The sequence below is a fragment of the Agreia sp. PsM10 genome (assembly GCF_030433855.1).
Taxonomy (GTDB): domain Bacteria; phylum Actinomycetota; class Actinomycetes; order Actinomycetales; family Microbacteriaceae; genus Agreia.
Map to the genome: position 1 here is coordinate 91838 of NZ_JARUXC010000011.1, position 22586 is coordinate 114423.

At 68.7% G+C, this 22586-nt stretch carries 24 protein-coding genes and 2 tRNA genes; 10 read left to right on the top strand and 16 right to left on the bottom strand.

All coding sequences use genetic code 11. The features are described 5' to 3' along the window. Positions 1-2: 2 nt before the first annotated feature. Entirely contained in the window at positions 3-1559 is a 1557-nt protein-coding gene (locus QCD70_RS14050) for a dynamin family protein (protein WP_301217328.1), read from the top strand. On the opposite strand, the gene QCD70_RS14055 is transcribed toward QCD70_RS14050, so the two are convergent. Together QCD70_RS14055 and QCD70_RS14060 are read right to left on the bottom strand one after the other, a co-directional pair. Then, the gene (locus tag QCD70_RS14055; protein ID WP_301217330.1) at positions 1521-2150 is read right to left on the bottom strand and encodes a hypothetical protein; all 630 of its coding nucleotides are present in this window, start codon (positions 2148-2150) and stop codon (positions 1521-1523) included. The two genes, QCD70_RS14050 and QCD70_RS14055, sit on opposite strands and share 39 nt — an antisense overlap. 42 nt (positions 2151-2192) lie before the next feature. Continuing rightward, on the bottom strand, positions 2193-2636 hold the full coding sequence (locus QCD70_RS14060; protein WP_301217332.1) for an SRPBCC family protein: 444 nt from the start codon (positions 2634-2636) through the stop codon (positions 2193-2195). A 71-nt stretch (positions 2637-2707) separates the two neighbouring features. Here QCD70_RS14060 and QCD70_RS14065 point away from each other — a divergent pair, with 71 nt between their 5' ends. Then, positions 2708-3643 carry a linear amide C-N hydrolase gene (locus QCD70_RS14065; protein ID WP_301217334.1) on the top strand — a complete coding sequence of 312 codons (936 nt, stop codon included), beginning with the start codon at positions 2708-2710 and terminating at the stop codon, positions 3641-3643. Here the strand turns inward: QCD70_RS14065 and QCD70_RS14070 are convergent. Then, the gene (locus QCD70_RS14070; protein ID WP_301217336.1) at positions 3637-5718 is read right to left on the bottom strand and encodes a hypothetical protein; all 2082 of its coding nucleotides are present in this window, start codon (positions 5716-5718) and stop codon (positions 3637-3639) included. The two genes, QCD70_RS14065 and QCD70_RS14070, sit on opposite strands and share 7 nt — an antisense overlap. A gap of 185 nt (positions 5719-5903) precedes the next feature. On the opposite strand from QCD70_RS14070, the gene QCD70_RS14075 reads away from it, so the two are divergent. Together QCD70_RS14075 and QCD70_RS14080 are read left to right on the top strand one after the other, a co-directional pair. Further along, positions 5904-6923 carry an SDR family oxidoreductase gene (locus QCD70_RS14075; protein ID WP_301217337.1) on the top strand — a complete coding sequence of 340 codons (1020 nt, stop codon included), beginning with the start codon at positions 5904-5906 and terminating at the stop codon, positions 6921-6923. Positions 6924-6933: 10 nt separating this feature from the next. After that, a complete protein-coding gene (locus QCD70_RS14080) occupies positions 6934-8382 on the top strand; it encodes a phytoene desaturase family protein (protein ID WP_301217338.1) in 1449 nt (482 codons plus the stop codon). Here QCD70_RS14080 and QCD70_RS14085 read toward each other — a convergent pair. Then, positions 8354-9049 (bottom strand): hypothetical protein, encoded by a 696-nt coding sequence (locus tag QCD70_RS14085; protein ID WP_301217339.1) that lies wholly within the window; start codon positions 9047-9049, stop codon positions 8354-8356. The genes QCD70_RS14080 and QCD70_RS14085 overlap by 29 nt on opposite strands. A 139-nt stretch (positions 9050-9188) precedes the next feature. On the opposite strand from QCD70_RS14085, the gene QCD70_RS14090 reads away from it, so the two are divergent. After that, the gene (locus tag QCD70_RS14090) at positions 9189-10373 is read left to right on the top strand and encodes a M20/M25/M40 family metallo-hydrolase (protein ID WP_301217340.1); all 1185 of its coding nucleotides are present in this window, start codon (positions 9189-9191) and stop codon (positions 10371-10373) included. Positions 10374-10433: 60 nt separating this feature from the next. Here QCD70_RS14090 and QCD70_RS14095 read toward each other — a convergent pair whose 3' ends face one another. Beyond that, positions 10434-11123, bottom strand: a complete 690-nt coding sequence (locus tag QCD70_RS14095) for an SOS response-associated peptidase (protein WP_301217341.1) — start codon at positions 11121-11123, stop codon at positions 10434-10436. Positions 11124-11276: 153 nt separating this feature from the next. On the opposite strand from QCD70_RS14095, the gene QCD70_RS14100 reads away from it, so the two are divergent. Next, a complete protein-coding gene (locus tag QCD70_RS14100) occupies positions 11277-12371 on the top strand; it encodes an NAD(P)-binding domain-containing protein (protein ID WP_301217342.1) in 1095 nt (364 codons plus the stop codon). A 16-nt stretch (positions 12372-12387) separates the two neighbouring features. Here the strand turns inward: QCD70_RS14100 and QCD70_RS14105 are convergent, their stop codons facing one another. Together QCD70_RS14105 and QCD70_RS14110 are read right to left on the bottom strand one after the other, a co-directional pair. Next, positions 12388-12705 (bottom strand): DUF7882 family protein, encoded by a 318-nt coding sequence (locus QCD70_RS14105; RefSeq protein ID WP_301217343.1) that lies wholly within the window; start codon positions 12703-12705, stop codon positions 12388-12390. Between the two features lie 17 nt (positions 12706-12722). Continuing rightward, the gene (locus QCD70_RS14110) at positions 12723-13220 is read right to left on the bottom strand and encodes a MarR family winged helix-turn-helix transcriptional regulator (protein WP_301217344.1); all 498 of its coding nucleotides are present in this window, start codon (positions 13218-13220) and stop codon (positions 12723-12725) included. A 92-nt stretch (positions 13221-13312) separates the two neighbouring features. On the opposite strand from QCD70_RS14110, the gene QCD70_RS14115 reads away from it, so the two are divergent. After that, positions 13313-13915, top strand: a complete 603-nt coding sequence (locus tag QCD70_RS14115) for a TetR/AcrR family transcriptional regulator (protein ID WP_301217345.1) — start codon at positions 13313-13315, stop codon at positions 13913-13915. 58 nt (positions 13916-13973) lie between these two features. After that, complete coding sequence (locus QCD70_RS14120; RefSeq protein WP_055924488.1) at positions 13974-14465, top strand: CarD family transcriptional regulator; 492 nt, start codon at positions 13974-13976, stop codon at positions 14463-14465. A gap of 240 nt (positions 14466-14705) precedes the next feature. Here the strand turns inward: QCD70_RS14120 and QCD70_RS14125 are convergent, their stop codons facing one another. The 4 genes from QCD70_RS14125 to QCD70_RS14140 form a co-directional block, all read right to left on the bottom strand. Then, positions 14706-15122 carry a hypothetical protein gene (locus QCD70_RS14125; protein WP_301217346.1) on the bottom strand — a complete coding sequence of 139 codons (417 nt, stop codon included), beginning with the start codon at positions 15120-15122 and terminating at the stop codon, positions 14706-14708. 215 nt (positions 15123-15337) lie between these two features. Further along, positions 15338-16579, bottom strand: coding sequence for a UDP-N-acetylmuramate dehydrogenase (locus QCD70_RS14130; protein WP_301217347.1), 1242 nt, complete (start codon positions 16577-16579; stop codon positions 15338-15340). Further along, complete coding sequence (locus QCD70_RS14135; RefSeq protein WP_301217348.1) at positions 16576-17028, bottom strand: MaoC family dehydratase; 453 nt, start codon at positions 17026-17028, stop codon at positions 16576-16578. Before QCD70_RS14135 ends, QCD70_RS14130 begins: the two co-directional genes overlap by 4 nt. Next, positions 17025-17471, bottom strand: a complete 447-nt coding sequence (locus QCD70_RS14140; protein WP_301217349.1) for an FAS1-like dehydratase domain-containing protein — start codon at positions 17469-17471, stop codon at positions 17025-17027. Before QCD70_RS14140 ends, QCD70_RS14135 begins: the two co-directional genes overlap by 4 nt. 77 nt (positions 17472-17548) lie before the next feature. Between QCD70_RS14140 and QCD70_RS14145 the strand changes: the two genes are divergently transcribed. Further along, positions 17549-18247, top strand: a complete 699-nt coding sequence (locus QCD70_RS14145; RefSeq protein WP_301217350.1) for a hypothetical protein — start codon at positions 17549-17551, stop codon at positions 18245-18247. A 26-nt stretch (positions 18248-18273) separates the two neighbouring features. Here QCD70_RS14145 and QCD70_RS14150 read toward each other — a convergent pair whose 3' ends face one another. The 5 genes from QCD70_RS14150 to QCD70_RS14170 form a co-directional block, all read right to left on the bottom strand. Next, positions 18274-19083, bottom strand: coding sequence for a TrmH family RNA methyltransferase (locus QCD70_RS14150; protein ID WP_301217351.1), 810 nt, complete (start codon positions 19081-19083; stop codon positions 18274-18276). 10 nt (positions 19084-19093) lie between these two features. Further along, the gene (locus QCD70_RS14155) at positions 19094-19735 is read right to left on the bottom strand and encodes a CDP-alcohol phosphatidyltransferase family protein (RefSeq protein WP_301217352.1); all 642 of its coding nucleotides are present in this window, start codon (positions 19733-19735) and stop codon (positions 19094-19096) included. Between the two features lie 36 nt (positions 19736-19771). Next, positions 19772-20344, bottom strand: a complete 573-nt coding sequence (locus QCD70_RS14160) for a GNAT family N-acetyltransferase (RefSeq protein ID WP_301217353.1) — start codon at positions 20342-20344, stop codon at positions 19772-19774. Between the two features lie 66 nt (positions 20345-20410). Then, positions 20411-20484 (bottom strand) — tRNA-Met (locus QCD70_RS14165). Between the two features lie 51 nt (positions 20485-20535). Next, positions 20536-20607, bottom strand: a tRNA-Thr gene (locus tag QCD70_RS14170). 118 nt (positions 20608-20725) lie between these two features. On the opposite strand from QCD70_RS14170, the gene QCD70_RS14175 reads away from it, so the two are divergent. Next, positions 20726-22465, top strand: a complete 1740-nt coding sequence (locus tag QCD70_RS14175; protein ID WP_301217354.1) for a glycoside hydrolase family 13 protein — start codon at positions 20726-20728, stop codon at positions 22463-22465. Positions 22466-22586 lie beyond the last annotated feature (121 nt).

Sequence of the window (22586 nt, forward strand, 5' to 3'; positions counted from 1 at the left end):
GCATGCTCACCGCATCGATCGACCAGCCCGCCCGCGCCGAGCTCGTCGACGAGGTCGCCCGACTCCTCCGCGACGCCATGGCCCTGTACGAGTCCGACGCCGAGACGTACGCCCTGCTGGCGGCGCACTCACGACGACTCGTCGAGCCTCTGCGCGTCGCGCTCGCAGGCATGGTCAAGGCCGGCAAGTCCACCCTGCTGAACGCCATCATCGGCGAGGAGATCGCCCCGACCGACACGGGTGAATGCACCCGCGTGGTCACCTGGTACCGCTACGCCGTCTCGCCGCGCGTGATGCTGTTCACGCTCGACGGCGAGAAGCGGCGGCTGCCGATCGTGCGCGTCGACAAGAGGCTGCAGTTCGACATGGGAGAGCTGAGCGCAGACCAGGTCGACCGCATCGAGGTCTTCTGGCCCGCGCCGGCACTTCGTACGCTCACGCTCATCGACACCCCCGGAATCGCGTCCCTGTCGACCGACGTGTCCGACCGATCGACCCGCTTCCTCACCCCCGGCGACGACCCGTCCGAGGCCGATGCGATCGTATACCTGATGCGGCATATGCACGCGTCGGACCTCCGCTTCCTCGAGGCATTCCACGATTCGAGCGCGGGAGGATCGGCCACGATCAATGCCCTCGCCGTGCTCTCGCGCGCAGACGAGGTCGGGGCCGGACGCATCGACTCCCTGCTCTCGGCCCGGGAGATCGCCGACAGGTACCGTCACGACGACACCATCCGCTCGCTGAGCCTCGGGGTCGTTCCGATGGCGGGCCTGCTCGCCCAGACCGCGCGCACGCTCCGGCAGTCGGAGTTCAGGGCGCTCGTGAGCCTGGCCGAGCTCGACAGGGCGGATCGGGAGCTGCTGCTGATCTCGGCCGACAGGTTCTGCCGCCCGAACGACTCGATCGGCGTCGACGCGCAGACCCGCGTGAACCTCATGCGGCGTTTCGGTCTCTTCGGAGTGCGCCTCGCCCTCGTGATGCTGCGCTCCGGCGTCTCCGATGCCGACGAACTGGCGCAGGCGCTGGCGCGCCGCAGCGGACTCGATGAACTAATGCAGCTCATCTCGGTGCAGTTCGAGGCCCGGTCGGCCCTGCTGAGGGCCCGATCCGCGATCGCCGTTCTCGACGAGGTCCTCCACCATCACGACCGTTCGGGCACCGACGAGCTGAAGGCATCCGTCGAACGTGTGATGGCCAACGCTCACGATTTTCAGGAACTGCGCCTGCTCGCCACCCTGCGCACGGAGCCGGTCGCCCTCACCCCGCAGCAGGTCGAGGAGGCCGAGCGCCTCCTCGGGGGCGAGGGCGTCGACGACCGCTCCCGACTCGGCCTGCACGATGACTTTCCCGAGGCCGACTCCCGCAGCGCCGCCCTGGAGCACCTGCAGCGCTGGCGTGCCCTCCAGCACAATCCCGCGAGCGATCGCGCGCTCACGACCGTCTGCTCCACGGTGGTGCGCACCTGCGAGGCCCTCGTCGCGCACGCGCCGGGTGCGGCTCGGCCCCAGCGGGCCCGGCTAGTCCTTGCTGCGGAACCACGCCCGGGTTCCGGGTAGGAAGCTCGCGAGCAATCCCGCCAGGGCGAGGAACAGCTGACTCACCAGGATCACGCGCAGCACGATGCCGTCGACGTCGTCTCCCACGATCAGGGCATCGGCCACGACCGTCACGCCCGCGTGCGCGGCGAGCACGAGCAGCTGGATCCAGCGCACGTAGCCTCGCCTCTTCAGCATCGAGAACAGAAGCGCGAGCTCGATGAGCACGACGACGACCAGGGCGCCGAGGCTCGTCCAGAGAACGATGTTCGCCGCCGTCTCGAGCGTCTCGGCGTCGCGGTCGGGGTCGACCTCGAGAATCAGGTCCTGGATGCGATCGGTCTGGTTGTTGCGCGCGAGGAATCCGAAGAAGACCGCCATCAGGCCCGCGATGAAGCTCGCCGTCCACAGGAAACGCGAGGCCTTCACCGCGGTCGACGGCTCGACGGGTCTGCGTATCGGCGGGGGCGTGCGGTCGGACATCTCGGGGCGCGGCGGCGGCGTGCGCGAGGGCCGCGGGCGAGGATCGGGCGGAGTCAGCGGCGTCAGGCGTCCCGCGTCGGCGCCGTCCGATCGCGGTCCCCGATCTCCCGGTTCCTGAGGCATGGTCACAAGCTAATCCTCACCGCACCGCGGGCACCAGCCCGAAAACCCCTATTTGCCGTCGGCTTTGCCCTCGGCGATGTACGCCAGCCGCCGGAGCGTCTCGATGTTCCGCACGTACAGTCCGATGTCGAGCAGCACAGGGGGAATGTACTTTCCCGGCCCCGCGACGGCCTTCTCGATGATGCGCACCACGCATCCGGAGCCCCGCGGCTTGACGTCGATCTGCACGGAGGCCTCGCCGATGGGCCAGCCCTTGGCGACGATCAGCATGTGTCGGGGCGGGTCCCACTCGTGCATCGTGGTCTCGTCGTCGATGACCGCGGGCCACGAACCGAACGAGTGGTGCAGGTGCGAGCCCTCGGCGGGCCAGGCCTTCTCGACATCGCGCATGCGCGACGACCCCACCACCCAGGTCGGAAACAGCCACCCGTCGGCGAGCACGGCGAAGACATCTTCGGGCGAACAGGCCATTTCTCTGACGTTTGTCGACATGACACACCAGCATCCGGCATCCACGAACGGGGGTCTAGGGCTTGCGGTTCATGCGCAGTATTCTCGGCCCTATGTGCACCCGTGTCTTCTGGAATGACAACCCGATCGCGAAGGTCACCTCGCGCTGCATGGACTGGGAGGTGAGCGACGAGCCGGAGCTGTGGTTCCACCCGCGCGGCCTCGAACGCTCGGGCGGCGCCCAGCCGGATGCCGCCACGTGGCGGTCGACCTACTCGAGCGTCGGTCTCAGCATGTGGAACATCGGCACCTCCGACGGCATGAACGAGAAGGGGCTCGCGGCGCACGCGCTGTTCCTCGACGACATCGAGCCGCCCACAGGCACGGGCGCGCCCACGATCACCGTGGAGATGTGGGTGCAGTACGTGCTCGACCACTTCGCGACCGTCGCCGAGGTTCTCGACCACATCGACGACGTGCAGCTCATCGCGCCGCCGATCAGGGGACAGTACATGGGCGCCCACCTCGCCCTCGAAGACCCGTCGGGCGACTCGGCGATCATCGAGCCCATCAACGGCGAGCTGGTCGTGCACCACGGCAGGGAGTTCACCGTCATGGCGAACTCCCCCGACTTCGACGAGCAGCTGGCCAACCTCTCCCGCTACGCCCCGTTCGGCGGAGAGCTCACGCCTCCCGGAGACATCACCTCGCTCGATCGCTTCGTGCGCGCGAGCTACTTCAGGCACTATCTGCCCGAGCCCGCGAACATCGCCGAGACCGTGGCCGGAGTGTTCCGCGTCACGCAGAACGCGGCCGTTCCCCCGGGAGCGCCGTACAGCGACGGCGGCGTCTACCCCACGTGGTGGCACGCGGCCAGCGACGTGACCAACCGCGTGTACTACTTCTGGTCGACGCTCAGCCCGTCGGTCATCTGGGTCGATCTGGCCGAACTCGCCGACGGCGCGGAGGTGCTGGCCCTGAACCCGCGCCTCGACGACCTCATCGGCGACGTGACGGGGCGTCTCGCGAGCGCCGAGCTCGCCTACTGACGCGCCCGGGGCACCCGTCGTCTCAGCACGGCGAGCGTGCCCACGGCGAGCAGCAGCAGGCCTGCCGCGAGTGGTGATTCGACTCCGATGCCCGTCGCCGCGAGCGCGGCGAGGTCGGATGCGACAGGGCCGGCCGACGCGGTGCCGTCCGTTCCCGGCACGGGTGCGCCCCCGCCCGGGGTGCCCGTCACCGGCGGGGTCGCTCCCCCGTCGCCCGGAACCGGAGGAACAGGAGCCTCCGCGTCCGCGACCCGGTACGACACGGCCACCGCGTTCGGCACCTTCGTCGGGTCGAGGCTCGATCCCGATGAGTAGAACCAGGCGCGGATGGACTCGTCGAGGTACTCGAGGTACTGCGCGGGGAACGACGATCCGCGCACGATCCCGTTCGAGTCGATGTACTCCCGGCCCGCATAGTCGGGGCTGCGAACGAACGAGACGACCTCGCCCGCTGTGGTCCTGTCGCCTGCGGGCAGGGTCACGACCTCCACCCGTGAGAAGCCATCGCTGACGAGGTCGGATGCGACCGACCACGACACATCGAAGGTGACGGTTCCCGAGCCGTCGGCCTCGACGCTCAAGACGGGGTTGCCGAACGTCATGCGCACATCCGGGGCGAGGCCGGGATAGGGCTGGAAGCTGAACCCGTCGGACCAGGCGATCTGCGCGCGTCCCGAGACGGGGTCGGCCCAGCCCACGCCATCCGTGAACGTCATCACGTGCTCGTCGTCACTCGTGACGCCGCCGAACAACGTCGTGGTCCATGCCGTCGAGTATTTCGAGAACGACCAGGCGAAGCTGTTGTCGGCGGTCTCCACGGCGGTCGCGGGCGCTTCGGAGAGCTCGGCGCGGGCCGGGCCCTCCCAGACGGCGTTCTCGGGAGCCTCGGGCGCGGGCTGGTCCTGCCCGGGTGCGACCTCGCGCACGGTCGGAGTTCCGACGCTGCCGAAACGATCGATCACGCTGATGCGCGACGTTCCGTAGGGGTGGCTGACGAGAACGCGATTGTTCGCCTCGGAGACGCCCAGCGCCCAGACGTCGGCGTTGGCCGTGCCCGTACCCGTGGTGATGCCGAGGGCCGAGAAGTCCACCGTCTGCGTCACCGTCCACGAGACGGGGTCCACGATGCTCAGCGTGTTCGAGAACCCGTTCGCCGCGTAGACCTCGTGCGTCGACGAGTCCACGGCGATCTCGCGGGTCGTGTTGCCGAGCTCGATGGGGCTGCCGATGTGCAGCGCCGTGGCCGTGTCGATGCTGATGAGCTTCGTGTTCGTCCACGCATCCTGCAGCCGCGGCGCGACGGCCACGTAGAGGGTGCCGAGCTGCTCGTCGAGGGCCAGGGTCGACGGGCGACCGCCCAGCGCCGTTCCGTCGTAGACGAAAGCCGTCACGGGAATGGCCACGTCGGAGAGCCAGGTCTGCGTGAGCGTGTTGTAGGCCGTCACGACTCCCCCTCGACCCTCCGCGATCCACAGCAGCTTCGTGCGCGAGTCGTAGAGGCCGTCCTTCAGAAGTGGGAACGCCTGGCCCGAGATGGCGACCTCGGGGCCGACCGCGCCGGTGGGGATGTCGACGGTCGTCACCCCGTCGGCCAGCACGTACACGTCGTTCGAATCGGGGTTCACCTCGAGTCCGCTCGCAAAGGCGGGTACCCCCTCGATGACCTTCTCGACCGTCGACGTGGTCGTGTCGATGACGGTGAGCTCACCGCTGCGGTAGTGCAGCACGTAGAGCTCGTGCGCCGTCTCGTTAACGGCGACGTTCGCCGGCTCCTCGCCTGCGAGCTCGATGATCTGCTCGCTGACGACGCCGGTGCTGGTGGTGAGCCAGCCGATTGCGCCGGGCGTTCCCGAGCCGCGATCGATGGTGAAGTAGGTCCGATCGGCCGAGTCGTCGACCGCGACGCTGCGAACGAGGTCGCCCGCGTCGGGGGTGGATGCGACGGCGAACGATCGCGCGTCGGCGGGCGCCGCGGAGGCGATCGACACGGGCGATGCGATGACCGCCGCTGCGACGAGGGAGCCGACGAGCGTCGCGCCTGCGAGCACGCGACGGAGGATGGGCTGGTGGTGCACTGAGTCTCCTAGAACGTCATTCTGAATCAAAAACTTAGGTAAGCCTATCCTTAACTGAGATCCCTCATACGCCATCGGAGACCACCTGTCGACGGGGGTGCGCAGTCGCGGCCGCGGGCACAGACTCGATACCTCGGGAGAATTCGCGCCGCATCCGGCACCGCCCGACGAATCGAAGGATTGTCATGACTCGTGGAGTAGCCGTCGTCACCGGAGGAACCGCCGGGCTCGGCAGAGCCATCGTGCGGGAGCTCGCCGACCGGGGCTGGGACGTCGCCGTCCTCGCCCGCGGGGAGGACGGGCTCGCGGGGGCCGTGTCCGACGTGCGGATCCGCGGAGGCCGCGGGCTCGGCATCAGCACCGACGTCGCCGATCGCGAGGCCGTCGAGTCCGCCGCCGACCAGGTCGAAGACGAGCTCGGTCCCATCGAGCTCTGGGTCAACGACGCCATGGTCGGCGTGTTCGGCGAATTCCTCACGACCGCTCCCGAGGACTTCGAGCGCGCCACCCAGGTGAACTACTTCGGCTTCGTCAACGGAACGCGGGCCGCACTCTCCCGCATGGTTCCCCGGAACCGCGGCCACGTCATCCAGATCGGATCCGCCCTCGCGCACCGCGGCATCCCCCTGCAGGCCGCCTACTGCGGAGCGAAGCACGCCGTGCAGGGCTTCACCGAGTCGGTGACCACCGAGCTCATCCACGCCAAGAGCCCCGTGCGCATCTCGACGGTCGACATGCCGGCGCTGAACACGATCCAGTTCAACTGGGTCAAGTCGCAGCTGCCGAACCACCCGCAGCCGGTCAAGCCGATCTACCAGCCCGAGGTAGGAGCCAGGGCGGTGGCCGACGTCGCCGACCGCCCTCGGCGACGCACCTGGGTGGGCGAGCCCACGATCAAGACCGTGCTGGGCAACCGCTTCGTGGCCGGCTGGCTCGACAACTACCTGGCGAACGTCGCCTACGACGGCCAGCAGGCCCCGGAGAAGGTCGAGGCAATGCTGCCGAACAACCTCTACGAGCCGGCGAGCGGCGACAAGGGCGCGCGTGGCATCTTCGGCAGCGAGGCGCGCAACGGCAGCCCGGCGACCTGGGCGATCGGGCACCGCAAGACCATGGCCGCAGCCGCGATCGGGCTGGGCACCGCCGCCGTCGGCGGCGCCGCGGTGGCTGCCACCGCACTCGTCTCACGCCTGCGCCGGTCGTAGGCTGGGCGGCATGAGCGAAGTCGATGCGGTCGTCGTCGGAGCGGGTCCGAACGGGCTCGCGGCCGCGGTGACCCTGGCGCGCGCCGGGCTGTCGGTGCGCGTGTTCGAGAAGAACTCCACCATCGGCGGCGGGGCGCGCTCGAAGGAGCTCACCCTGCCGGGCTTCCTCCACGACGTCTGCTCAGCCGTGCACCCCATGGCCCTGGCATCCGGGTTCTTCCAGCGTTTCCGGCTCGACGAACGCATCGATCTGGTGCTCCCCGAGGTGTCATACGGGCATCCGCTCGATGGTGGCCGGGCAGGCATCGCGTATCACGACCTCGACCGCACCGTCGGTGCACTCGGTCGCGACGGGGCCGCGTTCTACTCGCTCATGGCGCCTCTCGTCGAGCGCGCCGACCAGGTCGCCCGGCTCGCCGGATCGAACCTGCTGATGGCCCCGCGCCAGCCGATCACGGCGGCGCTGTTCGGCCTGCGCGTGCTCGAACAGGGGCTGCCCACCTGGAATCTCCGGTTCGAGGGCGATGTGGCGCCCGCGATGCTCGCCGGCGTCGCGGCCCATGCCATCCGGCCGATGCCCAGCCCCGTCACGGCGGCGGCCGCCCTGAGCCTCGGAAGCTACGCGCACGGTCGCGGCTGGCCCGTTCCTGTGGGCGGCAGCCAGGCGATCGTGGATGCGATGGCTGCGGATCTCGAGGCGCACGGCGGGCAGATCGAGACGGATGCGGGCATCCGGTCGCTCGACCAGCTGCCGTCGTCGACGGCCGTGCTCTTCGACACCACCCCGCGGGCCGTCGCCGATATCGCCGGTCGACGGCTGCCCACCGCCTACACGAACGCGCTGCGAAAGTTCCGCTACGGCAACGGTGTCGCCAAGGTCGACTTCGCGCTGTCCGGGCCCGTGCCGTGGTCGAATGCCGAGCTGCACAAGGCCGGAACCGTGCACGTGGGCGGAACCCGAGCCGAGATCGCGGCGTCGGAGGCCGAGGTCGCGTCGGGCCGACACACATCGAACCCCTACGTGCTCGTGTCCCAGCCGTCGAGCTTCGACGCGTCGCGCGCGCCCGAGGGCAAGCACGTGCTCTGGGCCTACACGCACGTGCCGAAGGACTCGACGATCGATCAGACCGAGGCCATCATCACGCAGCTCGAACGGTTCGCCCCCGGCTTCCGCGACCTGATCCTCGCCTCATCCAGCATGACCGCGCGTGACATGGAGAACTACAACCCCAACTACATCGGAGGCGACATCGCGGCGGGCGCGGCGACGCTGTCGCAGCTGGTGCGTCGGCCCGTGCTCTCGCTCGACCCGTGGCGCACCCCGGCATCCGGCGTCTATCTCTGCTCGTCGTCGACCCCGCCCGGGCCTGGCGTGCACGGCCTCGCGGGCTGGTACGCAGCGAAGAGCGCGCTGAAGCACAGCTTCGGAATCAGGCAGACGCCGTCTCTGGCTCCCTGACCGCATCCTGATCGGCGCCGGCGACATCCTGCCGGCGCAGTGCGCGATTGATCTTGCGGATCTCGTGACGGGCCTGGCGCTCGAGAACGGTGTCGGGATGAGCCCGCCGCACTCCCTCGAGGGCGTCGACGGTCAGCTGCGGTCCGACCACCCGGCGCAGCGCATACATGGCCTGCTGGGCCACCTCCGGGTCGTGGATGAGCTCACGCAGCGCGCGCTCCGTGTCGAGGGCGCGCCGGAAGCGGGGAAGACCCAGCACGACCTGCTGTCGGTTCACGCCGTAGCGGGGGTCGGTGACGATGTCGATCAGCACGGGCGCCTCGCGCAGGGGCGCTGCGTTCACGAGCGCTTCTCCCAGCTGCCATCCGACCCGGCCTCGCGAAGCCGTGCCCCACTCGAGGAACGCCGCATGCAAGGCACCGAACGCCTTCGGCCTGGCTGCGGGGTTCTTCAGATGCAGGGCGACCGTCTCGATCACGGCGGGGTCTGTGAGCCGAGGAAGCACGTCGACGAGCACGGGAGTGGCCGCACGGGAGTCGAAGGCGGAGTTGTCGAAATAGCGACTGTCGTTGACGAAACGGCCGAAGAACTCGGCCCCGGCGACGGCGTGCTCGGCGAGGAGAGCCCGCACGAGTGCGCGCTCGTCAGTGGTCGAAACGACGGTCATGCGATGAGAATACAGCCAATAGCTGAGGATTTATCGACGTCGCAATGCCTTCCCAAGACTTTTTCAGCCAGGTTGTACATTCGGCGGTCAACGGGAGCCCGGCTCGCCGTCGCGGCCTCGCCCGCGAGACAATGGGGTCATGAGCGAGAGCGACGACAACCCCGGCCGCAGCACCGACGGCACCGGCGAGTCCGAACTGGTCTCCCTGCTCCGCCAGCTGATCGAGGTCGACTCCTCGAATCCCGACCTCGGCAGCACAGGGCGTGGAGAGGCGGCGGTCGCCGACGTCATCACGAGCTGGCTGGCGCCGCGCGGATGCGAGATCTCGCGTCTCGAGGCCACTCCCGGCCGGCCGTCGATCGTCGCCACCTGGGCCGGAACGGGCGGCGGTCGCAGCCTCATGCTGAACGGCCACATCGACACCGTCTCGCTCGACAGCTACGACGGAGACGGCCTCACGCCGATGATTCGCGACGGCGCGATGTTCGGGCGAGGCAGCTACGACATGAAGTCGGGAATCGCCGCGATGATGGTCGCCGCCTCCACGGCCGCCGAGCGCCCTCACCGGGGCGACATCGTGCTCGCCCTCGTGGCCGACGAGGAGTTCGAGAGCGCCGGAACCATCGAGGTGCTGCGCACCTTCTCCGCCGACGGCGCCATCGTGGTCGAGCCGAGCAACGGCGAGGTCACCCTCGCGCACCGCGGCCTCGTCTGGCTCGACGTGATCATCACCGGTCTCGCCGCCCACGGCTCGCGCCCCGACCTCGGTCGCGACGCCATCGTGCAGGCGGGCCGCTTTCTCGCCCGCCTCGGCGACCTGGCGCACGATCTCGCGAGCCGCCCCGAGCATCCGTTTCTCGGAGCAGCCAATGTGCACGCGTCTCTGGTGCGCGGCGGTGTCGAGATGTCGAGCTACCCGGCCGAGTGCACGATCGGCGTCGAGTGGCGCACGCTGCCGGGGCAGGATGTCGGCACCGTCGTCTCCGAGATCGACGCGCTTCTGGTCGCGGTCTCGGCCGAGCATCCGGGTTTCTCGTACCGCATCGTGCCGGGCCTCACCGAGCCTCCGTTCGAGGCGGATCGCTCGTCGGCCGTCGTCCAGAGCGTGCTCGCGAACGTCGAGCGCGTCACGGGCAGGCCGCCGGTGCTGAGGGGCGAGCCGTTCTGGACGGACTGCGCCCTGCTCGCGGCCGCGGGCATCCCGTCTGTGCTCTTCGGAGTCACCGGAGGCGGCGCCCACGCGGCCAGCGAGTGGGTCGACCTCGCCTCGGTCGAGACGGTCGCCCGGGTGCTCGAGGGCACGATCGACGACTTCTGCGCGTAGCCGCCCGCCGATTCCCTCCGGGGAGGCCCCCGGCCGTTGCCTGAGCCTGTCGATAGGCGGTCAGGCCAGCGGCTCGATCATCTCCGAGCCGTTGTTGCGCACGCTGTTGACCTGCTTCGACACCTCGTAGTGCTGGAGCTGGTGTGCCACCTCGAGCGACTCGGCGTCGAGCAGGTGCAGCAGCCCATCGGAGTCGAGGTCGCTGCCGAGCCAGGCGTCGTAGCCGTCGGGGGTGAGGAACGCGGGCATGCGATCGTGCACCTCGCCCGGGGCCACGTGCGCATCTCGCGTGACGATCGCCATAGAGATGACCCACCGGTCGGGGTCGTCGTCGGACTTCGCCTTGTCACGCCACGCGGAGACGATGCCGGCCATGGCGAGGGCCTGGTCGGGCGCGTACACGAAGTGCGGTTGCTTCGAGCCGTCGGGCAGGATCGTCCACTCGTAGTAGCCCGCCGCGGGCACGATGCAGCGCTGTGCCTGAAAGGCCCTGCGGAACATGCCCGAGGTCGCCACCGTCTCGATGCGCGCGTTGATGGGCTGCGGCCGCTTCGTGAGGTCGGGGTACCACCCGGGAACGAAGCCCCAGCGCACGGCGTCGAGCTCGCGCGGATGCTCGCGCCGCTGCCGCACGACCGCCACGTCGTCGGTCGGGGCCACGTTGTAGTTGTCTTCGAGGTCGGGCAGGCCGTCCATCAGGCCCGCAAGCAGGTCACCCGAGGCCCTGGCCACGACAAAGCGTCCGCACATGCGTCCACGCTATCCCTGCACCACCGACACCGGAACGCTCGTTCGCAGGAACAATCGCGGGTCGACGTACGAAAACACCGCAATCGCCCGAATTCTCCTTCATTGCAGCGCGACCCCGGCAATAAAACCGGCGGTGGAGTGGTTGATGCGGTCGTGAGCACCACACTTCCGGTCACCGACACCCGCGTCGTCGTCATCGGCGCCGGGCAGGTCGGCCTGTCTGTCGCCTATCACCTGCGCCGCCTCGGCCTCGTGCCCGCCATCGACTTCGTCGTGCTCGACCGCGGGCCCCGAGCAGGCGGAGCCTGGCAGTTCCGCTGGGAGTCGCTGCGGCTCGATACCGCGCACAAGGTCGACGACCTGCCGGGCATGTCGGAGCTGGGGGTGAGTTTCGCCACGGCCGACCAGACCCTGCCCGCCCGAGACGTCGTCGGCGACTACTACGGTCGCTACGAGCGGCACTTCGGGCTCGAGGTCGTGCGGTCGGTCGAGGTCACGCAGGTGGCGCGAGTGGATGGCGGGCGCTACGAGGTGCAGACGACCGTCGGCACCGTGCGTGCCGACGTGGTCGTGAACGCCAGCGGCACCTGGGCCAGGCCGTTCCGCCCCTCGTATCCCGGCGCCGAGACCTTCTCCGGCATCCAGATCTCGACGCCCGAGTACCGGGCGGCGGCCGACTTCGCCGGGCTCGACGTCGTGGTCGTCGGTGGGGGAACATCGGCCGTCGGGTTTCTGCTGGAGCTCGAGAACGTCGCCTCGTCGACCACCTGGGTCACGCGGAGGCCGGTGGAGTTCACCATGGACGAGCACTCCAAGGTCGCCGCCGTCGAGCGCGCCGACGCGGCGGCCCGCGCGGGCCTGCCCATTCCGAGCGTCTCGAGCGGCACAGGACTGCCGGCGAGCCCGCGCAACGTGGCCGGCCGCGACCGCGGGGTGCTGGTCGATCGGCCGATGTTCTCGGCCATCGAGCCCGACGGTGTTCGATGGGCGGACGGCTCGTTCCAGCGTGCCGACGCCATCATCTGGGCCACCGGGTTCCGGGCGGAGCTCGCCCATGTCGCACCGCTCCGGCTGCGCGAGTCCGGTGGCGGCGTCGCCGTCGAACGCGGACGTTCGATGCGCGATCCGAACATCTTTCTCGCGGGGTTCGGGCCGCAGGCCAGCACGATCGGGGCGAATCGCGCGGGTCGGCTCGTGGCGACCCAGGTGATGGATGCCCTGACGGCGCGGAACGCGCGGGCCAGTTGAACGCCCGCGCCTGAGGCTACGCCTGCGGTCCGGATCCTCCCGGCTCGGGGATCAGCACCATGCCGTTGGCACTGTTCGCTGTCACCATGAGGGCTTCGATCCACGCCCTGTTCACCGGCGGCTGCCTGTTGCCGAAGAAGCGGATGTGCAGGGGGATGGTCGGATGCATCCAGATGGAGCTGCGCCCGTTCCCCTCGTCGGAGTTGTGCTCCCAGTTGAACAGGAACGATTCTCCACGCCGGAACTTGGCGTTGACGACGACGCGCAGATGCGCGAGAAGACGGTCGTCGATGTCTATTTCAAGGCCCGTCGGACCATAGATGAGTTTACCCACCTAGTTAGTTTATCTAGCTATTTCTCTTCGTGCGACACAGCATGGCTCATCTGTTCGAGAAACGACGTCACGATCGTCGCCTCGTGCGCATCCAACTGCCTGGCCACGGCCATCATCCGCCGATGCATGTCGCCGAAGGTCTCCTGCATGTCGGCATGGGTCGTGGGAGTGACCGCGAGCACGACCGCCCGACCGTCGCTCGGGTGCTTGGCCCGGCTCAGATGCCCGCTCGCCACCAGCCGGTCGACGAGCACGGTCGTGGATGCCGACGAGATGCCGAGATACCCGGCCAGGTCCTTCGGGCTGACGGCCCGCGCCTCCCGCTCGGCGTTCACGATGAACCGCAGTGCCATCATGTCGGTCTCGTTCATGCGCAGAGCAGAACGGGTTCGACGACGCATCGCCGTCTCCGCGACTCGGTATCTGCGCAGGGCATTGAGGGCGTCGACCCCTGTTCTCGCCTCGGGGTCATCGCCGTACCAGTAGCCCGAGGCCCGCACCTCCGAGGATTCCATGGAACGATCTTACGGGCAGGTCGCTAGGCCGGCTAAGCACTTGGGCCATCTTTCTCGGACAAGTGTCCGAGAAATCGTGCTATACTACCGTGATGTCAACTGTGAGGAGTGCTGTTCTGCCCGACAGTTTTCGATCCTCCACCGAGACTCCCGCAGACCCGCGGGCCGCTCGCACGAGGCAGGGAATCCTCGCGGCGGTCGCCCGTCTCCACTCGCACGACTCGGGTGACATCTCGGTGACCGACATCGTGCGCGAGGCGAAGATCAGCCGGAGCTCCTTCTACGCCCACTTCTCGAGCCTCGACGACCTCGCGGTCGCCCTGCTCCGCCAGGAGTTCGCGTCGATCACCGTGCCGAGCTCGAGCGATGCAGATCCCGCCGCCGGGCTTCGCGAGAGCTATTCGCAGCTCGTACAGCACTTCTCACAACGAGAATCCATCTACTCCTACGCCCTGGGCCTGCCTTTGTCGCGTCGCGCATTCGACGACGTCATCGCAGCCTACGCCGAGCAGGTGCTCGCGTCATTCGAGCCGGCCGGCTCCCAGGCCGACGCCATCCGGGCCCGCCTCGCCGCGACCTACGTGGCCGGCGGCACGGTGAGCCTGCTCAGCGCCTGGATCGCCGACCACCGCGACATCAGCGCAGACCAGCTGGTCGATGAACTCATCGCCCTGCTTCCCCCGCGGCTCAGTTGACCACTCACACCAGATCTATCAGCCGCACACGTCGTCACACAGAAAAGAGAAGCCAGCCGTGAAATTCGATATCGGAGAAACCCTCGTCTACCCGCACCACGGAGCGGTCACCATCACGGAGCTCGAGACCAAGACGGTCAAGGGCGAGGACAAGCGCTACATGACGCTCCGCGTGCACACGAGCGACCTCATCATCAAGCTTCCCATCGACAACGTCGAGCTCGTGGGCGTGCGCGACGTGATCGACGCGGCCGGAGTGGGCGAAGTGTTCGCCGTGCTGCAGAACGACTTCGTCGAGGAGCCGGGCAACTGGTCGCGCCGATACAAGGCCAACCAGGAGAAGATGGCGTCGGGCAGCGTGCACCGCGTCGCCGAGGTCGTGCGCGACCTGTGGCGCCGCGAGCAGGCCCAGGGCGTCTCCGCCGGTGAGAAGCGCCTGCTGCTCAAGGCTCGACAGGTGCTCATCTCCGAGCTCGCACTCGCGCGCAGCGTCAGCGACGAAGATGCGTCGCTGCTGCTCGACGAGGTGCTGAACGCGGTCGTCGTCTAACCAGTCGATCGCATCGAGAGATGTGTGGCAGAGGCCGACCGGTCCCCCCGGACCAGATCCCCACATCCCTGTCGGCCTCTGCCTATTAGTTCAAGCTAAAGACATCTGGCCGCGAGCGCAACGTGACGAACCCTCACGTTACGGCGTGAGACACCGATCGACCCGACGCAGGGCATCCAAGGCGGCTTAAAAACTGCCGGCCCGGGGCAGAATACCCCGGGCCGACCTGCTTCGAGTGCGTCAGTTGCAGACGGTCGAGAGCTCGGTGAACGTCTCCTGAACATCGGTCGACGCGTCGGTCAGTGCCGTCGTGTCGGCGTTCGTCGGGTCTGACGCGTAGGTCTTGAACTCGCTGACGAGCGTGCTGAGCGCCTCGTCCGCGTCGTCGGCGACGTCCTTGACCTCGTCGTTCGAGACCTTCGAGACGTTGTCCGAGAACTTGTCGGAGACGGTCTGCAGGGCCTCGGAGGCGCCCTCGGGGTCGGTGGCCGCGTCGGAGAGGCTGCTGGTGAGCTCGCTCTGCAGATCGGTGAGGCCCGACTCGAGAACCTTGCAGGCGTCGGCCTTGCTCTGGCCGCCTGCGCAGCCGGTGAGCAGGAGTCCGGTGATGGCGAGCGCGCCGATCAGCGATGTGGTCTTGGTGCGCGAGATTCGCATTATTCTGTACTCCTTTTAGGGGGTGCGTGGTCTCAAAACCCTAGCAGCCGCGCGGATACGGGCGGGGGCGCGGGCATGGGCAGTGCTCACCATTGACATCGGCGCACCGGTGCACGAGGCCGCTCCGCAACGCGAGTCGCACCCGAGACTGTGCCCGTTTGCCTCCATTCCGCAACTCCGGCAGGAAGCGAATGGAGGCAAACGGGCACAGTCGCCTAATCGAGGCCCACGAACACGGGCTCCGGGTGCAGTCGCACCCCGAACTCCGACGACACCCGGTTCTGGATGTACCGCGACAGTTCCGAGATCTCCGCCGCCGTCGCGCCTCCCGTGTTCACGATCGCCAGGGTGTGCTTCGACGAGATCGCGGCGCGCGAGCCGGGCAGTGCGAACCCCTTGCCGATTCCCGCGCGCTCGATCAGCCAGGCGGCGCTCAGCTTGACCTGCGGCTCCGCCGGTTCGCCGGATGCCTCGAGCGGCCCGGACAGGTCGACCGTCAGCCCCGAGGCGGGGTCGGGCAGCGCCACGACGGTGGGCTCGGCCTCCGGCTCGACGAGCCAGCGGGGCGCGTCGCTCGGCAGCCCGCGCGCGAAATTCTCCGACACGATCGGGTTGGTGAAGAACGACCCGGCGCTGACGGAATCGGGATCCGTCGCATCCAGAACCATGCCCTTCGATGCGCGCAGCCGCAGAACGGCCGCGCGAACGCCGCCGAGCGCGACCCGGTCGCCGACGGCGACGCCCAGCGCCGTCGCCAGCTGCGGGTAGGCGATGGGATCGCCGAGAGCCAGAGGGCCCGGCGCGTCGGAGCCCGATTCGCCCGCAGCGCCCGCCTGTGCCGACGCATCGGTGAGCGAGAACGTCACCGAGAGCACGACGCCTCGCCTGCCGCGTTTGAACACGCTCGTGCGGTACCCGAGCTCGAGGTCGTCGCGCGCGATGCGCTCGACGCGGCCGGTGCCGTAGTCGAGGAAGTCGACCGAGACGATCGAGTCGCCGGCCTCCTGCCCGTAGGCTCCGATGTTCTGGATGGGCGACGCGCCCGTCGACCCGGGGATGCCGGAGAGCGCCTCGAGTCCCGACCAGCCCTGCTCGACCGTGTAGGCCACGAGCTCGTCCCACGGCTCGCCGGCCTGCACGCGCAGTCGCACGGTTCCGCTGGGCGCGACGATGCGGGCCACCCCGCGGGTCGCCACGCGGATGACGGTGCCGTCGAAGCCGTCGTCGGAGATGACGACATTCGATCCTCCGCCGAGCACGAGCCAGTCGTCGCCCGAGTCCCACACCTCGAGCACGGCCTGCAGCAGCTGCGGTTCGCCCTGCGGCTCGATGATGCGCGCGGCCGGCCCGCCGACCCGGAGCGTCGTCAGGGGGCCGAGCGGAACATCCGCACCCTCGATGCGACCGCTCACGGGCTCACCGGGGTGCGGTTCGGGGCGACCGTGCCGACCGGTCATACGACGGACGGGGCAGGGGCCAGGGAGACGACGGCCTGCGCCTTGCCGAGCACCGTGTCGCCGTTGAACGTGACCGTCAGGTCGATGCGCACCGTGCCGGCCTCGGCGTCGACCTTGCCGACCTTCGCGCTCACCACGAGTTCGGCGCCCTCGACGGGGTCGACCAGCACGGGCCGGGTGAAGCGCACCTGGTAGTCGAGCACGCGCCCCGGGTCGCCGATCCAGTCGACGACGGGCTGCACGGCGAGACCCATGGTGAGCATGCCGTGGGCGAGAACGCCGGGCAGGCCCACGGATGCCGCGACGTCGTCGCGGTAGTGGATCGCGTTGAAGTCTCCGGAGGCCCCGGCGTAGCGCACGAGCGAATCGCGGGTCAGCGGAAAGTGGCCTGCCGCGACGACGTCGCCGGTGGTCAGCTCGTCGGCTGCGATGGTGATTCCGGCGGTCATTCGTCTCCCCTGACGACGAGGGTGGATGTCGCGGTCACGACGTGCGCGCCCGTCGCGTCGACGATGGTCGATTCGGCCGTGACCATCGAGTGGCCTCCGAGCGACTTGATGCTGGCCACGTTCAGGGTGGCGGTGAGCTCGTCGCCGGCCACGATCGGACGGGTGAAGGTGAAGCGCTGGTCGCCATGGACCACTCGCAAGAAGTCGATGCCGGCGTCGGGCTCGCTCAGCAGCTGCTTCAGCGTGTGCTCCTGCACCACGACCGCGAAGGTCGGCGGCGCGACGACGTCGGCATAGCCTGCCGCGCGGGCCGCCTCGACGTCGGTGTTGAGCGGACTGGTGGCGAAGACGGCCGCAGAGAATTCGCGCACCTTCTCTCGCCCGACGAGATAGGCGGGGGTCGGCGCGAAGACGCGGCCGACGAGTTCGGGGTTCACTGGCACCCGTCCATTCTACGAACGCCCCGGCGGCGTCCGATCTGCGATGCCGATGTGGACCCTGCTGCCTAGACTGATGGGCGATGAGCACTCCCCCCACGCCGACACCGCGCACGGCATCGAACCGCACCCTCCTGCTCGCCCTCGGGCTCGGCGGCGGGCTGGCGCTGATCGTCACGATCGTGGCCGCCGTGGCCGTCTTCGCGCTTCTCGCCGGTGCGACGCGCGGCGCGGGAACGGCCGCATCGCAGCCCGACCCGGCGCCATCCAGCGGCACGCCCGGAGACGTCGACTACGGCGACCTCACCTTCGACTCGTCGTACACGCTGCCGGCCGGCAGCCTCGCCTCCCTCACGTTCCGGCCGCCGGCGGACACCGACTGGGCGCCCGACCCGGATGCCGCCGACGACGCCGACACGATGAGCTACGTCAGCGCGTCGACCGGATGCCGTCTGCGCATCTGGCAGTCGTCGCTCGACGGCATCGACGTGGTCGCCGGCGACGAGAAGGCGACGTCGCGCAATGCGGCCTCGTTCATACGAGACGAGCAGATTCCCGACGACGAGTTCGCGATGCACACGTTCACCGGCGGGTTCTCGGCGGCCAAGGTCGACTTCGTCGACCTGCTCTGGGGTGCGTCGAACAGCAACTACCTGGCCGTGCGCGCGTTCGGCGACGCGGGCATCTTCGTGTCGCTCGGCGTGGCGTGCCCGTCGTCGAGCGCGTGGGACGCGGTCAAGAAGGCCGACTCGGGGCTCGGAGTCGTCACCCTCTCGGAGTGACCTCCCCCTGCAGGGAGGGAACGAGATCAGCCTGAGACGGCCCACATGGCGACGGCGCTGGCTGCGGCGACATTGAGGGAGTCGATTCCGTGCTTCATCGGGATCTGCACCACCGTGTCGGACGCCGCGATCGCCTCGGCGGTGAGGCCGTCGCCCTCCGCGCCCAGAACCAGGGCCAACTTCTCGGGAAGCCGGGCCTGGAAGTCGCGCAGGCTGACGGCATCCGGAGTGAGAGCCAGCGCGGCGACATGGAAGCCGGCCTCGACGAGCAGTTCTCGCGTCTCGGGCCACTCGCCGACCCTGGTCCACGGAACCTGCAGAACCGTTCCCATGCTCACGCGGATGGCCCGGCGGTAGAAGGGGTCGGAGCAGCGAGGCGTGACGAGAACGGCGTCGGCGCCGATCGCGCCGGCGGAACGGAAGATCGCGCCCACGTTCGTGGGGTCGACCACGTTCTCGAGCACGACGACGCGGCGGGCGTCTTGGATGAGCTCCGCCGGGTCCGCGAGCGCAGGCCGGTTCATCGAGGCGATGAGCCCGCGGTGCAGGATGTAGCCGGTGAGCTCGGCGAGCAGCTCGCCCGGTCCGGTGAAGATCGGGATGTCGGCGAAGCCGTGCTCGGCGAGCACCGCCTCGGCTTCCTCCGTGGAGGTTCCGAGGGCCAGAACCGATCGGGGTGTGTGCCCCGCCCGGAGCGCGCGCTCGAACACGAGCAGGGACTCGGCGAGGTAGAGGCCGTGCTCGGTGCCGCGGGCCTTCTTGAGGGCCACGTCGGTGAGGTGGGCGTAGTCGCTGAGCCTCGGATCGCCGAGGCTCTCGATGCGCACGACGGGCATGGAGCTGCCGCTATCCGCGCCGATTCGGCGCGTCCGCGTCTGGGCGGCCAGCGGCGGATGCGCCGAGTGGGCGCGAATGTGCGCGGCCCTCGCGGATGACGATCGCCGCGTACTGGGCGCCCACGAAGACGTGAAGCAGGCATCCGATGACCACGCCGTAGAACGCGACGACCGCGAGGATCTCGTGGCCGGCGAAGTCGGAGTGGCCGAGCAGCAGCAGCGGCAGCCCGAGCATCAGGAACGTCGTGCGGATCTTCGAGATGTAGGTGATCGTCATCGACCCCTGGCGCTTGTAGGCGAGGATGATCAGCCCCAGGATCAGGTCTGTCGCAGCGATGGCGATAAGGATCCAGAGCGGCAGGATGCCACTGATGACCAGCGTCACGCACACGACCACCTGGCTGGCACGGTCGGCAACAGGGTCGAGCACCGCACCGAAGTGCGTCACCTGTCCGAGCTTTCGAGCGGCGAAACCGTCGATCCAGTCCGTGGCGCCCAGGGCCACGAGAACGATGAACGCCCAGAAGTTCTCGTGCCACACCAGGACGAGCAGAACGAACAGGGGCATGAACAGGATGAGACGGGCGAACGTGATCGTGTTCGGCACGTTCAGAATCCGCTCGCGCTCCGGGTGCGCTGTCGAGGTGTCCACCCTCTGAGGGTAACCGGTGGCGGCCCGCTCAGCCGCTCAGCGCAGGTCGAGTCTCATGAGCACCCGCGGAAATCCGTTGAGCACCGAATCCGTGCCGCTCGCCTTCTCGAATCCGGCCCTCTCGAAGAGCGCCCTCGTTCCCACGTACGCCATCGTCAGGTCGACCTTCTCGCCCGCATTGTCGACCGGATAGCCCTCGATGGCGGGGGCGCCGTTCTCGCGGGCGAATCTCACCGCGCCCTCCAGAAGAGCGTGCGACAGGCCCGAGCCGCGGTGCCCGGGTCGCACCCGGATGCACCAGACCGACCAGACGTCGAGGTCGTCGACGTGCGGAATCCTGCGGTTGCGCGCGAACGTGGTGTCGGCGCGCGGATGGACCCCGGCCCAGCCGACGACCTCGTCGCCGTCGTAGGCGAGCACCCCTGGCGCGGGCTTCTGCCGCACGAGCTTCTCGACCAGCTCGCCACGAGCTGTTGCCGAGAGCTCGCGGTTCTGCGCAGACGGGATGCGATAGCTCAGGCACCAGCACACGGTCGCGTCGGGCCGCTTGGGCCCCACCATGGTCTTCACGTCGGCGAACGACGTGGCGGCACGGACTTCGATGGCCATGGATCCATGGTGCCACCGCCCCACGACGCAAAAAACCCCCAAGATGGCGAGATCTTGGGGGTTTCGTAGCGGGAGCGGGACTCGAACCCGCGACACCACGATTATGAGCCGTGTGCTCTAACCACCTGAGCTACCCCGCCGGGTGCCGTCCGGTCGGCTGGCAGCTCGCGCTGCCTGCCTGTGGAGGACGGAGCCCCCTGTGGGAATCGGACCCACTACCTCTTCCTTACCAAGGAAGTGCTCTACCAATGAGCTAAGGGGGCGTAGCCAGCGCATGACGATGAAGTCGCGCGTTTTGGCACCTGTAGAGAATAGCATCACAACACGGCCGCTCCGAACCGCTGTCTGGGGTCGAAACGATTCGAGGCTAGAGTGTTCGGCATGACAGTCGAACTCACCGAGACTTCCGACGCGCCCGAATCGTCGTCGCAGGCATCCCTGATCGCGATCGGCAGCGGCACCGAGTGGTGGCGCTCCGCCGTGATCTACCAGATCTACCCTCGGTCGTTCGCCGACAGCGACGGCGACGGCATCGGCGACCTGCCCGGAATCACGAGCCGCCTCGACTCGCTCGCCGACCTCGGCGTCGACGCCATCTGGCTCTCGCCCTTCTTCACGTCTCCCCAGCACGACGCGGGCTACGACGTGGCCGACTACGTCGACGTCGACCCCCTGTTCGGCACCCTGTCCGATTTCGACACCATGCTCGCGCGCGCGCACGAACTCGGCCTCAAGGTGATTGTCGACCTCGTTCCTAATCACACGTCGTGGGATCACGAGTGGTTCAAGGCCGCGCTCGCCGCGCCCGAAGGCAGCCCTGAGCGTGACCGGTACATGTTCCGCGACGGCCTCGGCGAGAACGGCGAGATCGCCCCCAACAACTGGCAGTCGGTGTTCGGCGGTCCCATGTGGGAGCGCACGACCAACGCCGACGGCACTCCCGGCCAGTGGTACCTGCACATCTTCGACGTGAGCCAGCCCGACCTGAACTGGGAGAACCCGTGGGTGCGCGAGCAGATGCTCGGCGTTCTGCGCTTCTGGCTCGATCGCGGCGTCGACGGCTTCCGGGTGGATGTCGCGCACGGCCTGATCAAGGAGGCCGGGCTTCCCGACTACACGCCTCCCGCCGACGCCGGCAGCATGGGCGGCGGGTTGCCGCCGCTGGAGCCGGGCATCGACGCCGACGAGCCCGAGACGCCGCCCTACTGGGCGCAGGACGGCGTGCACGAGATCTACCGGTCGTGGCACGAGGTGCTCGACGAGTACGAGGGCGACCGTGTGCTCTGCGCCGAGGCCTGGGTCGAACCGCTCACCAAGCTCGCCCGCTGGGTGCGGCCAGACGAGATGCAGCAGGCGTTCAACTTCACCTACCTCTCGGCGTCGTGGAACGCCCCCGAGCTGCGCACCGTCATCGACACGTCGATCCACGCGTTCGGCACGGTCGGAGCCCCCTCAACCTGGGTGCTGTCCAACCACGACGTGGTGCGTCACGCGAGCCGCCTCGCCCTTGGCGCCGACAACCTGCAGGGCGACGGCATCGGCCCGAAGTCCCCCGGACTTCCCGACCCGGTGCTCGGACTCCGCCGCGCCCGCGCCGCCACAGCGCTGATGCTCGCCCTTCCCGGCAGCTCCTACGTCTACCAGGGCGAAGAACTGGGGCTGCCCGAGGCCATCCACCTGCCCGACGACGCTCGCCAGGACCCGACCTGGTTCCGCACCAAGGGCGAGCGGTACGGGCGCGATGGATGCCGCGTGCCGATTCCCTGGGAGGCCGGCAAGCCCAGCTACGGCTTCGGTCCCACGACCGCGAGCTGGTTGCCGCAGCCGGATGACTGGGACGAGTTCTCGCGCGACAGCCAGAACGGCGTCGCCGGTTCGACGCTCGAGCTCTACAAGCTGGCCCTCTCGCTGCGAGCCGAGCACGAGCTCGGAACGGGAGCGATCGACTGGCTGCCGGGCTACGGGGACGACGTGATCGCGTTCTCGAACGGGGCGGTCACGGTGATCTCGAACATCGGCTCGGTGCCCGTGGAGCTGCCCGTCGCGACGGTGCTGCTCGCGTCCGAGTCGGTCGACGAAGGCGTGCTTCCGGTCGACACGACGGTCTGGCTCGCGAACTAGCCGGATTCAGGCCGCCGTCGGTGGCCTCGATACGGCCGCGGGCGGCCTACTCGACATTGAGAATGGGTGTGTAGCCCGGGAGGGTGTTTGACCTTCTACTCGACGGACCACCCGTGGGTGT

What these genes read in the sequence shown, in the direction of transcription:
- QCD70_RS14050 (WP_301217328.1), top strand. Translation starts at nt 3, where the DNA reads ATGCTCACCGCATCGATCGACCAGCCCGCCCGCGCCGAGCTCGTCGAC.
- QCD70_RS14060 (WP_301217332.1), bottom strand. Translation starts at nt 2,636, where the DNA reads ATGTCGACAAACGTCAGAGAAATGGCCTGTTCGCCCGAAGATGTCTTC.
- QCD70_RS14065 (WP_301217334.1), top strand. Translation starts at nt 2,708, where the DNA reads ATGTGCACCCGTGTCTTCTGGAATGACAACCCGATCGCGAAGGTCACC.
- QCD70_RS14075 (WP_301217337.1), top strand. Translation starts at nt 5,904, where the DNA reads ATGACTCGTGGAGTAGCCGTCGTCACCGGAGGAACCGCCGGGCTCGGC.
- QCD70_RS14080 (WP_301217338.1), top strand. Translation starts at nt 6,934, where the DNA reads ATGAGCGAAGTCGATGCGGTCGTCGTCGGAGCGGGTCCGAACGGGCTC.
- QCD70_RS14085 (WP_301217339.1), bottom strand. Translation starts at nt 9,049, where the DNA reads ATGACCGTCGTTTCGACCACTGACGAGCGCGCACTCGTGCGGGCTCTC.
- QCD70_RS14090 (WP_301217340.1), top strand. Translation starts at nt 9,189, where the DNA reads ATGAGCGAGAGCGACGACAACCCCGGCCGCAGCACCGACGGCACCGGC.
- QCD70_RS14095 (WP_301217341.1), bottom strand. Translation starts at nt 11,123, where the DNA reads ATGTGCGGACGCTTTGTCGTGGCCAGGGCCTCGGGTGACCTGCTTGCG.
- QCD70_RS14110 (WP_301217344.1), bottom strand. Translation starts at nt 13,220, where the DNA reads ATGGAATCCTCGGAGGTGCGGGCCTCGGGCTACTGGTACGGCGATGAC.
- QCD70_RS14115 (WP_301217345.1), top strand. Translation starts at nt 13,313, where the DNA reads ATGTCAACTGTGAGGAGTGCTGTTCTGCCCGACAGTTTTCGATCCTCC.
- QCD70_RS14125 (WP_301217346.1), bottom strand. Translation starts at nt 15,122, where the DNA reads ATGCGAATCTCGCGCACCAAGACCACATCGCTGATCGGCGCGCTCGCC.
- QCD70_RS14130 (WP_301217347.1), bottom strand. Translation starts at nt 16,579, where the DNA reads ATGACCGGTCGGCACGGTCGCCCCGAACCGCACCCCGGTGAGCCCGTG.
- QCD70_RS14135 (WP_301217348.1), bottom strand. Translation starts at nt 17,028, where the DNA reads ATGACCGCCGGAATCACCATCGCAGCCGACGAGCTGACCACCGGCGAC.
- QCD70_RS14145 (WP_301217350.1), top strand. Translation starts at nt 17,549, where the DNA reads ATGAGCACTCCCCCCACGCCGACACCGCGCACGGCATCGAACCGCACC.
- QCD70_RS14150 (WP_301217351.1), bottom strand. Translation starts at nt 19,083, where the DNA reads ATGCCCGTCGTGCGCATCGAGAGCCTCGGCGATCCGAGGCTCAGCGAC.
- QCD70_RS14160 (WP_301217353.1), bottom strand. Translation starts at nt 20,344, where the DNA reads ATGGCCATCGAAGTCCGTGCCGCCACGTCGTTCGCCGACGTGAAGACC.
- QCD70_RS14175 (WP_301217354.1), top strand. Translation starts at nt 20,726, where the DNA reads ATGACAGTCGAACTCACCGAGACTTCCGACGCGCCCGAATCGTCGTCG.